Origin of the sequence: Microcoleus asticus IPMA8, from assembly GCF_013179805.1 — a bacterium.
Lineage (GTDB): Bacteria > Cyanobacteriota > Cyanobacteriia > Cyanobacteriales > Microcoleaceae > Microcoleus > Microcoleus asticus.
This window is the reverse complement of record NZ_SRRZ01000161.1, coordinates 1-14593: the sequence shown is the minus strand read 5'-3', so window position 1 is coordinate 14593 and position 14593 is coordinate 1. Positions and strand designations below refer to the sequence as shown.

Here is a 14593-nt window from a genome sequence, read left to right as displayed (position 1 = left end):
TACTTTTTGAGTTTTTGAGCAACAGCTTGCCTGACATTCAAAGGTGGCTACTTTTAGCTGCGCTCATTTTTTAGTCTAAACTACAGTAAATTACTAAAAAGGAAATTATGAAAAAAGTAGCCGTGTTTGGTAACGCTGGAGGCGGTAAATCAACTCTCAGCAAGAGATTATCGGAAATCACTGGTTTGCCACTTTACATCTTGGATAAGATTCAATATCAATCTGGGGGCGCTGAGGTGAACTATGAAGAATACAAGCATACCCATGAGAAAATTATGGCGACCGATCGATGGATTATTGACGGGTTTGGTTGCATGGAAACCCTCTGGCTGCGACTCAATGAGGCGGATAGTCTGGTTTTTGTCGATTTACCGCTATACGTGCATTTTTGGTGGGTGACTAAACGGCTGATTTCAGGTAGCTTTATACCCCCAGAAGGCTGGCCTGAAAACAGTCCGATATTGAAGAGTTCAATTAATAGTTACCGCGCTCTTTGGTTGTGTCACAAGTATTTGACTCCCAGATATCGCGAGTATGTCGATCGCGCTCAAAATACCAAAAGTGTTTATCACATCAGATCCACTAAAGAGATTGCACAATTTTTGGAATCGATATCGCAAATGACAGTTGACAACTGAATGGGGAATGGGGAATGGGGAATGGGGAATGGGGAATAACCAATAACCAATAACCAATAACAACTGACTAATGACTACTGACTGCTGACCGAAAGCAATTTGGTTTGGGGGGCCGGATTTATCAGTGGGGCCTCTTTCTTCAATCCAAAATCTAAAATCTAAAATCTAAAATCGGTTGACTACTGACTAATTGATGCCACAGCCGAGCGCAAATTTCCTTGAAACTCTCCCAAAATTCGATCGCACTCTTCCTTCTCCAAACCAGTCCAGTGCATCATCAAAGCTAATTTTACAGACTTGCCACTTTTTTCGAGCAAAAAACCCGCTTCATCCCGGCTCAAATCAGTCAAATCCTGCAACATTCGCACAGCCCGATCGCGCAATTTCTTATTAGTCACCGCCACATCAACCATTCGATTGCCGTAAACCTTCCCCAGCTTCACCATTACCCCAGTCGAAAGGATATTTAAAGCCATTTTTGTCACCGTGCCCGCTTTCAAGCGCGTCGAACCCGCCACTACCTCCGGGCCAACCAACAACCGAATATCAACATCAGCCTCAAAATTCACTTGTTCGACGGGTACGCAGGCCATAAACACAGTCTTCGCCCCCCGCTGGCGCGCCGCCTGCAAAGCGCCCGCGACAAACGGCGTCGTACCTCCAGCCGTAATCCCGACAACCACATCTAAGTTGGTAATTTGACGGTGGCCGATCGCCTCAGCCCCATCCTCAGTCCGATCCTCCAAATCCTCCGAACTCCGCACCAAAGCCCCCGCACCCCCGGCAATTATGCCCTGTACGAGTTCTGGCGGCGTGCAGAAGGTGGGGGGACACTCGGCCGCATCCAGCACGCCCAAACGCCCGGAAGTACCCGCACCGACGTAAAACAGGCGGCCTCCTTGACGCAGAGACTCGGCTGCAATGTCGATCGCTCGGGCTAACTGTTCCCGGGCACGGGCGATCGCGCTTAAGGTTTGGGCGTCTTCCCGGTTGAACAAGTCCACTAATTCGATCGAACTGAGTTGGTCTAAATTCTCGCTGTTGGCATTCACCTGTTCCGTCAGCAGATGCCCCCGTTCTTCCAAATTCTTCATTTTTTGTCAGTTGTTATTTGTCAGTTGTCGGCCTTCAAGCGAAGTCAGGAGACATACAGAGTCCCAGCTTCAGCCTGAGGCCTCTATATATAAATGGAGCCTAGGATTGAAAAAGCTCGAAGATATCAAATTTATCCTTCTTCCCTCTTCCTCCTTCTCTCTTCCCTCAAGATCCATCCGTTAAATCCGCTACAGAATCCGTTGCCGCACCTTCCTTTTACAAAAGTCCTTCGAGTCGGCGGCGAATAGAATCCAGTTCGTTTTGGGAAACGTCAGAATCCGGCTCCGGCTCTGGCTCAAGCTCCGCCTGCCACTGAGTCTGTGTTACATTGTCTTCTGGCGGAATTGCCAGCGCGCCCGCCGGTACCAGTTCCCAATCATAATCAACACTATCGCAGAACTCCTTAATTTCCTCATCGTCGATCGCCTCGACAGTGGGCTCTGGGAAATCCTGAGCTTCCAACATCACGCCAAAGCGGGTGGCGTCGTCTTCTGACTCAAACATCAGAACTTTATTGCGATCGCCGAGTTGAATGGTATGAATTCCCTCATTCTCGGTGCGGGCATTGAAGAGTAAGACGAACACTCGCATAAGTTTTAAAGACCTTCTTAACCACCGTTTTTTTATCTTAGGAGCGATCGGGCCACCGAGCAGTCGATTTTAAATTTTAGATTTTAGATTTTAGATTTTAGATTGACTCCAGATCTTGCACGCGCGGGGAGCGAGAGGATTTTGGGGAGTTAGAATACTTGGTGTTAGGTTGTGTTGCGTGTTTTGATTAAGTTTGGTAAAGGTTCTTAGACTCTGCCCCCGAGTGGGGGACGTGAATCTTGAAATTCGATCCTCTGCGTTGGCGTAGCCCCCGTAGGGGCGGGCTTCGCTAAAGCGCCACCGGCACTTCCCGCCTCAGTCCTGAGTCTACCAAAGGCAGAAGGTACGCTTACGAAGCACAGAAATTATACCTGTCTAAAACCCGCTGATTTCCTCACCCAATTCCTGAATTCTCACAAGCTTTGAGAAACACCCATGACTAACTCGGACGATAAAAAAAATCAACTCGCACCCCGCCCCCACCGCCGCTGGTGGCGTCTGGTGCTGCTTAGCGGAACGGGATTGGGCATTATCGCCTTGGTTGGGGCGGTGCTAGCACACCAGTGGGTGCGGGAGAAGTTAGCTCCTTTGGTGGAAACTGAAGTCAGTCAGTTGCTGAAGCGCCCTGTGCAACTCGGACGTTTGGAGGGATTTTCTCTGACAAGTTTGCGGTTTGGTCGATCGACTTTACCTGCAACTCCTACCGATCCGGATTACGCTTCTACAGAAGCAGTGGAAGTGCAATTTTCGGTTTGGCCGCTGCTGTTCAACCGCACTCTCAAATTAGATATTACCTTAGTTAAACCCAGCGCTTATATCGAACAGGATGCTCAAGGCCGGTGGGTTAATATTCCAACTGCGGAGCAGAAATCTCCGGGTTTATTTAAAACTGAAGTTGAAGCAATTCGAGCTGAAAATGCCGCGGCAGTTTTGGTGCCGAGTCCCCCAGTCGGACAAAAAACTTCTGCTATATCTGTAAATATAAAAAATGGCAGTGCTCTATTTCGCGACCAAAATCACCGCGTTCTCTACGAATTAAACGGTCAGTTTACTAACAGCGATAATTTTATCCTTAAAGCTGATTCTCTGTTACCTGCGGCTCAAACTAACCTGCAATTGCAAGGTCAAAATTTGCCTTTACCCGACCTCGCTCGCTTGCTGAAAGTTTCCGGCATTTCTTTACAAAAAGGTCTGGCTAATGGCAATTTGACCGTGCAAGTGCGAGACAATAAACTATCGGGAATTACCGGAACTGCTAGTTTTGCAGGAGTGCAAGCCAGTATTGCTCCGCTGAAACAAATCGTCCAAAATAGCAGCGGTCAGTTGCGGTTTCAGGGAACTAATGTGATTGTCGATAGTCTGGCGGCTAATTACGGTCTAATTCCGCTGAGAATAGCAGGAACAGTTGCAACTGGAACTAATTTTAATTTGGATCGAGCTAGCTTCAATCTGACAACGAACGTGCAACCAGTCGCTTTTGCAAGTGTTGTGAGTGCGGTGGAGACAGAGTTAGGGCAGAAAGTAGTATTGCCGGTTGCTGTTGCGGGGGAGGTGAAGGCGGATGTCAAGCTGACTGGAACCGTTGCTTTGCCAGTGCTGACAGGTGCGATCGCCTCGACAAAACCCGCTACTGTCGATCGACTGCAATTAAACAGTATTAGCACTAATTTCAAATTGGAACGCGGGAGAATGGCTCAAACCCCAACTCCCAATTCTCAATCTTCTATTCCCCCGTTTTCCTCTTTAGCTTTGACTTTGAGCGATTTTTTGGTAGTGCCGGCGGCGGGGGGTAAAATTGGCGGCAAAGGTCAAGTTGATATTGCTTTGGGAAGTGAGAATTCGCGATCGGGTTTGGTGTTTGACTTGCAAGCTGAAAACTTGCCCGCAGATAATCTCGCCCAAATTTACGCTCTCCCGATTCCTGCTACTGTTAAAATTGGCACTGTCTCCGCCAAAGCTCAAGTTTTCGGCCCCTTAGACAACATTCAAGCTAGAGTTCAATGGCAAGCACCGCAAGGGACTTTCCCCGCTGCGGGCGAAATTCGAGCCGGAGGCAATTCGGCGGATTTGCAAAATACGGTTGTGAAAATTGGCGACGCTTCTGTTAACGTGGATGCTGCGCTAAAAGACCGTCAGTGGCAAGCTTTGATCGAGGGCGATCGCTTGGCCCTCAACAGTTTGCAGCAACTCGTGCCGGGGCTGAATTTGCCTCCTGAATTAGCAGGTTTGGTCAGCGGAACCGTCGAAGCAGCAGGAACTCTGGACAATTTGAGTTTAAATGCGATCGCTGCGACGGGCAAAGGAACGCTGAATATTGCTGACAGTATTGTTGATGTTAATGGCGAACTAGAATCGGGTAACTGGCAAGTTGTTGGCAACACTGAAAAAGTAGCTGTCAATCAATTAATTGATATTGGCTTGCCGTTTTTAGCACGTGCTAATTCTAACACTTCAACCGCCAATCTAGACAATCTCAAATCCAAAATCCAAAATCTAAAATCGCTCGGCGGACAGCTAGCAGGTGAATTTAAAGCCGCGGGAAATGTTGACAATTTGACTGCCGGCGGAATCAATGTTAATGCCAACGGCAGGCTCAATTTTGCCGACAGCAATGTCAATTTAAATGGAGAACTGGTAGCGGGAAACTGGCAAGCAACAGCAGAAACCGATCGCACTTCCATCAACCGCTTAGTAGATTTGACACTGCCGATTTTAGATGTGGCTTCAGCATTCAATCCCGAAAATCAGCAATCGGCAAATCTCAACAATCTAAAATCCAAAATCCAAAATCTAAAATCGATTGACGGACTGCTATCGAGTCAATTTACAGCATCGGGAAGTCTTGACAATTTGACTGCTAGCAGCATCAATGCCAGCGGCAGCGGCAGACTCAATCTTGCCGGCAGCAATGTTAATTTAAAAGGAGAATTGGTAGCCGGAAACTGGCAGGGAACGGCAGAAACCGATCGCACTTCCATCAGCCGTTTAGTAAATTTAGGATTGCCGCTGTTAGATGTTGGCTTGGCTTTCGCTGCTGACAATCCCCAAACAGTCGCCAATATCAACAATCTAAAATCCAAAATCCAAAATCTAAAATCGTTAGACGGACAAATATCGAATCAAATTCAAGCCCGCGGCAGTCTTGATAATTCAACCGCCGCTGACATAGGCGTCAGCAGCAGCGGCCAACTCAATATAGGGGACGGTACTCTTGCTTTTAGAGGTAAATTAGAAGACAGACGCTGGCAAGCTTTCGCCGATGCCGATCGAGTTATTCTCAGCCGCTTAGAACAAACTGTTCGCAATCTCCAACTGTTTCCGCTGACGGCAACTTTGCCTAAAGGATTTGACGGCAGAGTTAACGGCGAATTCCAAGCAGCGGGCAGTTTGGATAACTTGACAGCCAAGGGAATTAGTGGTAGCGGAGAAGGGCGGATTTTGGTCGATCGACTCGGGGCGATCGATACTACGGCAAAATTGGAAAACGGCAACTTGCAAGCCTTGCTGGCAACAAACGGAATTGCCGTCAGTAATTTAGAACAAACCCTCAAACAAACAGGTTTGCTGACAGCGAATTTACCGCCAGAAATTAACGGAACCCTCGACGGCCAAGTCCGCATTTTGGGAACAGTAGATAATCTAACCGCCAACGGCATCACCGCCAACGGCGACGGACAAATTAGACTCGCCAACGGCGGAGGAATTGTCAATGCTAAAGGCAGCGCCGCATCGGGGAATTGGCGCGCGTCAATCGAGGGCCAGCAAATTGCTCTAAGTCGCTTCCAGCAAGCTTTTGAGTCGCAGCGACAAAGCTTGCAAGCGCAAGGTGCAGTATCTGATGCCCCAAATCTACCCCAGCTTCAAGGACTGTTTAACGGCAATATCAATTTATCCGGGCCGATTGCCGCTTCCCCACAAACAGTTCGCGCCGGTGGCAGTTTCCGCATCTCGGAATTGCCGTTTTTGAAACAACCTTTTGAGGCAGTATTTAATTGGGACGGCAAACGGGTGGAAATTGAGAACGCCACAACTCCCGGTTTGACGGCAAACGGCTTTGTTAACGTCGAACTCGAAGGTAAAGGAGGGCCCTCAATTTCCAACTTAGATTTGGATGTCAGACTCGCCAACTTTAATCTGGAAGCCTTACCAGCAGAACAACTAGGATTTTTGTCTGCAATTGCGGACAAAAATTCCTCACAGCAAAACCCACCCCTGCGCGGCAATGTCGATTTTACCGGCAGCCTCACCGGAACCCTCGCCGCCCTCAGCTTAGTTGGCGACGTGGAAGTGCGGGATTTAGCAGTAAATCAAATCGCTTTTGACCCGGTACTGGCGGGGACTGTGAATGCTGATGCTGGGAAAAGTGTAGATTTGCGTTTGGCCGGCGCCAGCGACAAAATTGAAGTAGCTTTAAATCAATCTTTTCTGCCGACATCTTTCTTAATTCAACGCGGGGAATCTGTGGCTAGGGGCCAAACCGAGGGAGAAACTTTGCGAGTTAATTTAAGCGATTTTCCCCTCGCTGCTTTGAATCTATCACCGGGGAAAGAGGCTGGTTTGGGGCCGATAACTGGCACGGTTTCGGGACAAGTAAATGTGCCCGGTTGGAAGCTGCCGTTAAATCCGGCGACTTTGCAAGCAAGCGGACAAATTGCGATCGCCCAACCGGCGATCGGCTACATTAAAGGTGACAGTTTCCAAGCGGAATTTAGCTACGCTAACGGCAGCGCCACTCTCACAAATGGCATATTCCGCCAAGGCAGCGGTCAATACTTAATTTCCGGTAATGTTCAAACAGGCGCAAACCCGCAATTTGCCGGGAAAGTTAACGTCCAGCAAGGCAATTTGCAGCAGGTTTTAGCCGCTTTGCAATATTTCAATTTAGGCGACTTGGCTAGAGGCCTAAAACCTCCCGTTTACGGTGACAGTGGCGACGTGCAAACTGTGGCAGTCGGAGAACCGGATGCCCCGCTAATCGAACAGTTGCGCCGCTTGGCAGAAATTGAAACAATTTTGCAGCAGCAGCAGGCAGTGAAATCATCAGAAAAATTGCCTCCCTTATCTGAATTGCAAGGCACTTTTGGCGCGGAAATTGCTGTCGCCGGTTCTTTGCAAACGGGCGTGCAAGCTCAATTTAACGTGAAAGGCGATAACTGGCAGTGGGGACAATATGTCGCTGAAAAGTTCAGCATTGAAGGCAGTTTTCAAGAGGGAATTTTAACTGTTTTGCCTCTGGAAATTCGATCGGGCAAAAGTGCGATCGGCTTTTCGGGACAACTCGGGCAAAAAGCTCAATCCGGGCAGTTGCGGGTAGAAAATGTGCCCGTGGAAGAGTTGGCAAAACTGGTGGAACTGCCTTTTGTGGATGTCACGGGAAATTTGAATTTGCGGGCGAATTTGGCCGGCAGTTTGGAAAACCCGCAAGCCACCGGAGAATTGAGTTTGCTTGAAGGTACGCTAAACGGAGAACCGATTAAACAAGCCGACGGCAGTTTCAGCTACAGCAACGCCCGCCTGAATTTTGGCGGCAGCGCTTTGGTAACTCAAACCGAACCGATTGAAGTGCAGGGAAGTTTGCCTTTTGAGTTGCCTTTTGCAGCGGTGAAAGCTGACAGCAATCAAATCGATTTGAGGGCGAATTTGCAAAATGAAGGTTTGGCAATTATTAATGTATTGACTCCGCAAGTTGCGTGGGTCAGCGGTCAGGGACAGGTGCAAATTCGTGTCGGAGGAACGCTGCAAGAGCCTGTAGCGCAAGGAATCGCGAATTTTCAAAATGCAACTGTCCGCGCGAATGCCTTCCCAGAACCGCTGACAGGGCTGACTGGGACGGTGCGTTTTGAGGGCGATCGTATTCGGGTAGAGGGAATTCGGGGACAGTTGAGTCAGGGAGAAGTTGTCGCCGCTGGCGTGATTCCGCTGTCTGTGCCTTTTGCTGAGGGCGATGTCGATGCGGCTAATCCTTTGGCTGTGAATTTAGACAAGTTAGCACTGAATCTCAGAGGATTGTACAGCGGCGGCGTTGTCGGTCAAGTGCAAGCAAGGGGCACGGCTTTCCGCCCGCAGTTGAGCGGTAATATTGAACTGTACAACGGCGAAGTATTTCTGCCCAGTGCCGGCGGGGGCACAACTGAGTTAGCTTCTGCCTCTTCTGCTTCTGATTCTGCTTCCACATCTTCTCCCTCCCCTGCGACTGATGTTTCTGCTTCCACTTCTGCTGCGACTTCCCCTTCCCCTTCTCCTTCCCCTTCCTTTGAAGTGGGATTGAACGATTTGCGACTGAATTTGGGTCGGGGAATTCGGGTAACAAGTGCGCCGATATTAAGTTTTCAGGCGACTGGGGGCTTGACGGTGAATGGAACTTTAGATGACCTTCGCCCGGAGGGTACAATTCGGTTGACTTCCGGGTCGGTGAATTTGTTTACCACAGAGTTTAGACTCGATCGAGGATACCCGCAGACTGCTACCTTTGTACCGGGACAAGGACTCGATCCGACGCTGGATGTGAGATTAGCAACTTCGGTGCAGGAAGTAACGCGGTTCCGCACTCCCGGCACATCTGTAGCCTCTGAAATAGCAGACGAACCGACAAGTTTCGGCAGCGTGCGGAGTGTCCGAATTCAAGCGTTAGTGCAGGGAAGGGCTTCTCAGTTGGCGGAAAGTCTGGAGTTGAGGAGTTCTCCGAGTCGATCGGAAACAGAGATTGTAGCGCTATTGGGCGGCAGTTTCGTGCAGACTTTGGGACAGGGAGACAGTACACTGGCGATCGCAAATTTAGCCGGTGCGGGTTTATTGAGCAACCTTCAATCTGCGGTTACCAACGCCACGGGATTGACCGAATTTCGCTTATTTCCCACTCGGATTAGAGGCAACGAAGCACAAACAGCTAGTTCCAGTGCGGGTGCGGGTTCTCTCGGTTTAGGTTTAGAAGTTGGGTTTGACATCACGCGCAATATTTCTGCATCAATCATTCGAGTTTTGTCAGCAAATCAACCGACTGAATTTACTGTGCGTTATCGATTGAGCGATAAAATTTTACTCAGAAGTTCGAGTAATTTTCAAGGAGACAACCGCGTCACGGCTGAATATGAATTGAGGTTTTAGGCATCAGCCAACAGTTCACAGTCAGCAGTCGTCAATCATTAATTGTCATTGCGAATGCAGCGACAGCGGAGTGAAGCAATCGCATATTCTGCGATCGACACGGTAGATCCCGAGGGATATAATACCAATTCTGTAGGAAAACGGCATTGCCCTGTCCGGCGTGAGGCTGGGCGACTTTTAATAATTGGCATAAAATTCTGGACTGTAGCAATACTTTTTTAAATTGGTATAACCGAACATGATAATCGCAATACCCCATATCCTATACCCATTCCCAATTAATTTGCTATAATAGTAACAGCAGCAAATTGGTGCTGCAAACCCCGCACACAAGATTATAGGAGTTAAGTCAAATGGCAAACAAACTCCAAGTTAATACACAGTCGATCGGCTACAGCGACTTTTACTGGAACCGCTTTAGTCCGAGAGTGGCGACTATCAGCAGTGTCCGCAACGCCAATCACTGGGACGGCGGATTTATCACTTATATTGCATTTCCCACAAAAGTAGAAGCTACAGCAGCAATGAAATATTTGCTCTTGCATCAAAAAGCTGCTGATGTCGATATGCGGAAAGCCAAGCGAATGAAAGCAAAAGGCATTCGGTGGGAACTCAAAATTCGGGGTTTAGCTTTTAATGAAGTGCTGAAGCTGGCGACTATGGATATAACTGGAAAGCTAGTTATGTCGCCTGCAACTACTACTGAAGCCACAGGCTGACAATTGAAAAACTTCGTAGTTGTGCTCAGGGTGGTAAAGCGCAACTACCAACCTAAAAATCCCTAACATATTGCATTTTCCTTCTTCCTTCTTCCCTCTTCGTTATACAATATGCGTTTCATCAGTCCCAAAGCAGACTTTGCATTCAAAAGAATATTCTGAGCTTCCGAACATCCAGAAATTTTAATCAGCTTCCTAAATGCAATGCTGTATAACGGAGAACCAACCATCTAAGAAATAGAAATCATTTACCCTTATTCAGCAGGAAGCGTTACAGGATTGAAAGACACTTACCTGGATGTCAAAGCCAAGATTACCGGCAAAAAACCGTGATTGTTGAAATGCAGGTACTCAACGCCGCCCCCAAGGAATCCAAAGGGGTAAAATTGAGGGGGAAATAGGATTAATTATGCGTCAGATAGTGCGGCGGGTGGGTGATGTTACACAGGAAGTTCAAACTCGCATCCAGGGGTTATCTGCGGAACAGTTAGATGATTTGGGAGAGGCTTTGTTGGATTTTAGGAGTCAAGAAGATTTGATTGTGTGGTTGGAGTCGGCGGGATGAACTGAGGAGTTAAATAGAGAGTCAGGGATTTTTAACGCGGATTTGGTAAAATTCTCAATCTCTGCATTCATTTAAACTTGAGTATCTGCGGGGACTTCTCTCTGTACCAGCATCCAACCTAACAGCGCTAAAATAAGACCTAGAGCGAGAAATCCTAAATCCCAAGCTAACTCGTTGATACCGGGTTTGACGTGGTGGATTCCCAAAATTTGATGGTCAACAATGCCTTCAACAAAGTCAAACAATCCAGCACCAATTAATATTGAACCCAAAAAAGTTTGAGTTGACAAAGGAACATCTTTGCGCTTGACAGCACGCCACAAACAGAAGATACCTGCTACTGTTACCAACCAATCCGCAGCGTGAAACAATCCATCTCCGAGGGTATTTAATTCTAAACCGGCAACGGTAGCATCGGTTTTAACGCTGCTAAACATATGGTGCCACTGGAGGAGTTGGTGCAGCACAATGCCGTCAAAAAAGCCTGATTGACCGATACCGAGGAGAATTCCTGCGATAATTAGAGGTCGGCGGTTGTTAACAGCGGTGGCTGGTGAGTTTGTGCGATCGTCCAATGGAAAACCTCCGATGCTTTAAATGCTGAGCCTGGGTCTGTGAAGGGATTTGCCAGTACATTTTTTAGTTTTGCTGGGGAGGAGGGGCGATCGCATCATCCGCGAGAGAGATTTCTGGATACTCTTGATGCTTAATGCCAACTACAAATCTAGTTTATAATTTGATTAACTATTCATCAACCGTCATATTCTCAAACAAAATAGGTTGAATTCGCCTCAAAACTTCCTCAATTATATCTGATCGACATTCACTAAGAAAACTTGCTTGCCTTGCGCGATAATCTTGCATAACGGAGTTGATCCGTCATAATTACACCTGTTATTGTTTCACCTTCGGGAATGGGAACATAAAACGGATTTTTGCGTTGTGTGTTGCTGATGGGACAAACAAACACAAACCCCATTTTTCGGTTAAATTTAGTTTGACTCACAACCAGTGCAGGCCTAGTCCCCATTTGTTCGTGTCCTGATTGAGGGTCAAAATTGAGGCGAATAAAATGACCTCGTTCGGGGATATAGTTTACCAAACTTCTTCTCTTTCTGGTTTTCCCCAAGAGACTTCTTCGCTAGATTCTATTTCGCCTGCCAATAATTCATCTAGGGTATACTTTGATATTTTATTATTTACAGGCTCTATGACCAGTTTCCCATTTTCTATGCTGCAAATTACTGAATCTTCGGCTTTAAGGTTGAGAAATTTTACTATGTAGTCTGGTATTGGCAAAGCCAAGGAATTACCTAATTTGCTGATGTGTATTTTAGCTGTCATACATTTGCGATGTTAACACTCAGGCTGATTTATTGTAACACAATATGGGGCGGGGCGGGTTTATTGAGATTGCTGTTTATAAACATAGAGGTTGGTGAACCCGCCCTTACATAACCTTTGTCTATGCAAATACTGCTTCTACGGCTTTCGGCAATTCTATGGGCACGAAATATGCGACTGGATACAAATAATCTTCGCCGGATTCATCAATAACTCGGATAAATTGATGTTCCGCAGCGCGATTATTCGGTATTATTTGGTAGATTTTTCGCACTTCCAATGATGCTTGATAGTCTTGATTATTAATGCAAACTACAAATCTGGTTTCTAAGTTAAACTTCATATTCGGATAAAGTAGTGAGTTCATAAACGGTTGCGTCTGTCATCAAAATCGACCCTTCTGCCGTCAACTCCCATCTGTCGCGCCACGAATCTGTTTCGGTATATCGTTTAGCCAAGCCATCAGCAGCCAGTTTTTTTAAGACAACCATCATGCCAGGTTCTCGTGGTACATCTAGACAGGAAAGTTGCTTTTCCAGTTGATACCAATTGCACTTTCCTCGACCTCTAGCTACTAATGCAAGAAGCACTAATTCAAGCTGAGTTAATTGAGTTAAATTTTGCATTATCAAGTCCTCCACGCTGGATGAAATAAAACGCCAAATCCTTGTCCCTAGCTGACGCACCCTACTTCACGAGAATTTATTGATACTTCTGGTGTTTTGCTTTGACTTGCTGCAATCTCTGTCTTTAATCCTAAAGCCTTCAGCAAACCCATAAATCGGTAAATCTCTTCTCCGCCTGATGCTTTCAGCAATTCCTGAAGTTGATCCCAATTTTGTAAATCGTCTTCAGCTATAATAGAGACTTGACTTTGAGCTTTAACTACATCTCTGAGTACCGTCAGTAACAGTTCGGATTCCGGTGCTGTTTCTTCTAGAATTGCTTGAATATAAGCAGCAGTTTCTTCAATATCTTGAAGCGAGTTAATCAGATAATCATGGTAACTGTGCGTTTTAGGCATCGTCTCTACTCCTGAATTCTATCCAGTATTCTTTGGCTTTGCGAATATCTCGATCTTGGGTACTTTTATCTCCACCGCAAAGGAGGAGTATAATAGTTGAGTCTCTTTCTGCGAAATAAACCCGGTAGCCGGGGCCCCAGTCAATTTTCAATTCGGAAACACCCTCTCCTACTGATTTACAGTCTCCTAAATTACCAAGAGCAACCCGCTGAAGTCTACCTTTTATTTTAGCTTTCCCTTCGCGATCGCGCAAAGCATCAAGCCAGTCTTTAAAAGGGATTTTTCCTTCTAAGGTTTCATAGGTTTGAATTTCACGCTTGTGGACTTCCATGACTCTATGTAGTAAAAGCCTAAGTGTCAAATGATATCATTTCTGGTAGCTGCGATTTTGTATGTCATGGCGTGCGATCGAAGCGGTAGGGTGCGTCAGTGTGGTAATTCTCAATTATCACTGAAACTCACAACTGACGCAGCATTTATTCCGTGGTGCGTCAGTTGTGAGACTGTCAGGAAAGTAGCGACAATCCGAGAGTGACAAAGGAGGGATAAGCATTTCGGGCGGGTTGTCATCCCCCCCAGGTTTTTGCCGATTTTTTATCAAAATTAAATAAAATTTAAGATTTTCTTAAAATAAATAAATCTTAATTGCACTATAATTAGCGCATCTAGGAAGATTCAGTAGGTCAGGGGTGCGATCGGGCGATAAAAGCTGGAAAAATTAATTTGACCGCATCTTAGGCAAAAACTATTTCTAACTCAAATTAACTCAATACTTCTTAACTTAATACTTCGGACAGTTTGTGAATGAGAGCCTGAAAGTGTCATTGTACCGTTTGTATCGGAGCTTGACGAAAGCCTGAAACCCTCATTATACCCTTAGCGGTTGAAAACTGTCCGAAGTGTTGGTTTAACAGACTTCATAAAAAAGTAAATCACCTTAAAGGATGAAGTATGAACAGGATATACAAACTTCCAACCGCATTAGATCGCAAAACCATATTGCAAATAGTTCTACTTGCTATTATTTACTTCGGTGTCTCTAAGATATCACTCTCACTGGCTTACCTGCCTGGAGCTGCAACACCAATTTGGATAGGTTCTGGTCTTGGTTTTGCCGCTATCTGGTCATTAGGATATCCGCTCTTGCCCGGTATCTTTTTAGGTCAGTTCATCAGTAATATTTCTACTCAAGAGTTAACACCTACGAGTATCCTGCTCAGTTTTATCTTTGGAATTGCCGACGCATTAAGCCAACTCTTAGCAGTATATCTAATAAACCGATCTATCAGAGACCGTCATTTGCTCGATCGCGCTCAAGATGTTTTCTCCTTTGTACTATTCGCGGCTTTGCTGGCTCCTGCTTTGCACGCTACGATTTGTGTAACAACTATGTGTCTGCTTGGCAAAGCACCTTGGACAATCTATAGACATCTCCGAAAACAATCAAAGCCTCTGTGTAGTTAAGCTCCTTGACGTAAATGTAATCATCCTAAATTAGCTAGTGTGCACGATA

Annotated in this window: 16 protein-coding genes; 6 read left to right on the top strand and 10 right to left on the bottom strand. The window is 46.4% G+C overall.

Going from position 1 to position 14593, the window contains the following annotated elements; genetic code table 11:
* Positions 1–107: 107 nt before the first annotated feature.
* The gene (locus E5S67_RS28460; RefSeq protein ID WP_172192324.1) at positions 108–638 is read left to right on the top strand and encodes a P-loop NTPase family protein; all 531 of its coding nucleotides are present in this window, start codon (positions 108–110) and stop codon (positions 636–638) included.
* Between the two features lie 179 nt (positions 639–817).
* On the opposite strand, the gene murQ is transcribed toward E5S67_RS28460, so the two are convergent.
* Positions 818–1732 (bottom strand): N-acetylmuramic acid 6-phosphate etherase, encoded by a 915-nt coding sequence (murQ, locus tag E5S67_RS28455; protein ID WP_172192322.1) that lies wholly within the window; start codon positions 1730–1732, stop codon positions 818–820.
* A gap of 217 nt (positions 1733–1949) precedes the next feature.
* Entirely contained in the window at positions 1950–2324 is a 375-nt protein-coding gene (locus E5S67_RS28450) for a DUF3110 domain-containing protein (RefSeq protein ID WP_172192320.1), read from the bottom strand.
* Positions 2325–2759: 435 nt separating this feature from the next.
* Between E5S67_RS28450 and E5S67_RS28445 the strand changes: the two genes are divergently transcribed.
* A complete protein-coding gene (locus E5S67_RS28445; protein ID WP_172192318.1) occupies positions 2760–9428 on the top strand; it encodes a translocation/assembly module TamB domain-containing protein in 6669 nt (2222 codons plus the stop codon).
* A gap of 38 nt (positions 9429–9466) precedes the next feature.
* Here the strand turns inward: E5S67_RS28445 and E5S67_RS28440 are convergent, their stop codons facing one another.
* Entirely contained in the window at positions 9467–9619 is a 153-nt protein-coding gene (locus E5S67_RS28440; RefSeq protein WP_172192316.1) for a hypothetical protein, read from the bottom strand.
* A gap of 162 nt (positions 9620–9781) precedes the next feature.
* On the opposite strand from E5S67_RS28440, the gene E5S67_RS28435 reads away from it, so the two are divergent.
* The gene (locus tag E5S67_RS28435) at positions 9782–10147 is read left to right on the top strand and encodes a hypothetical protein (RefSeq protein ID WP_172192314.1); all 366 of its coding nucleotides are present in this window, start codon (positions 9782–9784) and stop codon (positions 10145–10147) included.
* A gap of 409 nt (positions 10148–10556) precedes the next feature.
* Entirely contained in the window at positions 10557–10712 is a 156-nt protein-coding gene (locus tag E5S67_RS33700) for a DUF4351 domain-containing protein (protein ID WP_246277022.1), read from the top strand.
* A gap of 71 nt (positions 10713–10783) precedes the next feature.
* Here E5S67_RS33700 and E5S67_RS28425 read toward each other — a convergent pair whose 3' ends face one another.
* From E5S67_RS28425 to E5S67_RS28395, 7 genes are all read right to left on the bottom strand, one after another.
* Entirely contained in the window at positions 10784–11287 is a 504-nt protein-coding gene (locus E5S67_RS28425) for a DUF2243 domain-containing protein (RefSeq protein WP_172192312.1), read from the bottom strand.
* Between the two features lie 251 nt (positions 11288–11538).
* Positions 11539–11814 (bottom strand): type II toxin-antitoxin system PemK/MazF family toxin, encoded by a 276-nt coding sequence (locus E5S67_RS28420; RefSeq protein WP_246277021.1) that lies wholly within the window; start codon positions 11812–11814, stop codon positions 11539–11541.
* Positions 11808–12056, bottom strand: coding sequence for an AbrB/MazE/SpoVT family DNA-binding domain-containing protein (locus E5S67_RS28415; RefSeq protein ID WP_172192310.1), 249 nt, complete (start codon positions 12054–12056; stop codon positions 11808–11810). The genes E5S67_RS28420 and E5S67_RS28415 overlap by 7 nt, the downstream gene beginning before the upstream one ends.
* A 121-nt stretch (positions 12057–12177) precedes the next feature.
* Positions 12178–12399 (bottom strand): hypothetical protein, encoded by a 222-nt coding sequence (locus tag E5S67_RS28410; protein ID WP_172192308.1) that lies wholly within the window; start codon positions 12397–12399, stop codon positions 12178–12180.
* A complete protein-coding gene (locus E5S67_RS28405) occupies positions 12389–12682 on the bottom strand; it encodes a hypothetical protein (RefSeq protein ID WP_172192306.1) in 294 nt (97 codons plus the stop codon). The genes E5S67_RS28410 and E5S67_RS28405 overlap by 11 nt, the downstream gene beginning before the upstream one ends.
* Before the next feature lie 47 nt (positions 12683–12729).
* Positions 12730–13080, bottom strand: coding sequence for a helix-turn-helix domain-containing transcriptional regulator (locus tag E5S67_RS28400; RefSeq protein ID WP_216670776.1), 351 nt, complete (start codon positions 13078–13080; stop codon positions 12730–12732).
* The gene (locus E5S67_RS28395; RefSeq protein WP_172192304.1) at positions 13073–13411 is read right to left on the bottom strand and encodes a type II toxin-antitoxin system RelE/ParE family toxin; all 339 of its coding nucleotides are present in this window, start codon (positions 13409–13411) and stop codon (positions 13073–13075) included. The genes E5S67_RS28400 and E5S67_RS28395 overlap by 8 nt, the downstream gene beginning before the upstream one ends.
* Positions 13412–13441: 30 nt before the next feature.
* Between E5S67_RS28395 and E5S67_RS32810 the strand changes: the two genes are divergently transcribed.
* Positions 13442–13615: a hypothetical protein gene (locus E5S67_RS32810; RefSeq protein WP_216670775.1), complete on the top strand. Its 174-nt coding sequence runs from the start codon at positions 13442–13444 to the stop codon at positions 13613–13615.
* Between the two features lie 416 nt (positions 13616–14031).
* A complete protein-coding gene (locus E5S67_RS28390) occupies positions 14032–14544 on the top strand; it encodes an MASE1 domain-containing protein (RefSeq protein WP_172192302.1) in 513 nt (170 codons plus the stop codon).
* Positions 14545–14593: the final 49 nt, after the last annotated feature.

Excerpts from the sequence above, each read along its gene's own strand:
- E5S67_RS28460 (WP_172192324.1), top strand. The coding sequence starts at position 108 with ATGAAAAAAGTAGCCGTGTTTGGTAACGCTGGAGGCGGTAAATCAACT.
- murQ (WP_172192322.1), bottom strand. The coding sequence starts at position 1,732 with ATGAAGAATTTGGAAGAACGGGGGCATCTGCTGACGGAACAGGTGAAT.
- E5S67_RS28450 (WP_172192320.1), bottom strand. The coding sequence starts at position 2,324 with ATGCGAGTGTTCGTCTTACTCTTCAATGCCCGCACCGAGAATGAGGGA.
- E5S67_RS28445 (WP_172192318.1), top strand. The coding sequence starts at position 2,760 with ATGACTAACTCGGACGATAAAAAAAATCAACTCGCACCCCGCCCCCAC.
- E5S67_RS28440 (WP_172192316.1), bottom strand. The coding sequence starts at position 9,619 with ATGCCAATTATTAAAAGTCGCCCAGCCTCACGCCGGACAGGGCAATGC.
- E5S67_RS28435 (WP_172192314.1), top strand. The coding sequence starts at position 9,782 with ATGGCAAACAAACTCCAAGTTAATACACAGTCGATCGGCTACAGCGAC.
- E5S67_RS33700 (WP_246277022.1), top strand. The coding sequence starts at position 10,557 with ATGCGTCAGATAGTGCGGCGGGTGGGTGATGTTACACAGGAAGTTCAA.
- E5S67_RS28415 (WP_172192310.1), bottom strand. The coding sequence starts at position 12,056 with ATGACAGCTAAAATACACATCAGCAAATTAGGTAATTCCTTGGCTTTG.
- E5S67_RS28410 (WP_172192308.1), bottom strand. The coding sequence starts at position 12,399 with ATGAAGTTTAACTTAGAAACCAGATTTGTAGTTTGCATTAATAATCAA.
- E5S67_RS28405 (WP_172192306.1), bottom strand. The coding sequence starts at position 12,682 with ATGCAAAATTTAACTCAATTAACTCAGCTTGAATTAGTGCTTCTTGCA.
- E5S67_RS28400 (WP_216670776.1), bottom strand. The coding sequence starts at position 13,080 with ATGCCTAAAACGCACAGTTACCATGATTATCTGATTAACTCGCTTCAA.
- E5S67_RS28395 (WP_172192304.1), bottom strand. The coding sequence starts at position 13,411 with ATGGAAGTCCACAAGCGTGAAATTCAAACCTATGAAACCTTAGAAGGA.
- E5S67_RS32810 (WP_216670775.1), top strand. The coding sequence starts at position 13,442 with ATGATATCATTTCTGGTAGCTGCGATTTTGTATGTCATGGCGTGCGAT.
- E5S67_RS28390 (WP_172192302.1), top strand. The coding sequence starts at position 14,032 with ATGAACAGGATATACAAACTTCCAACCGCATTAGATCGCAAAACCATA.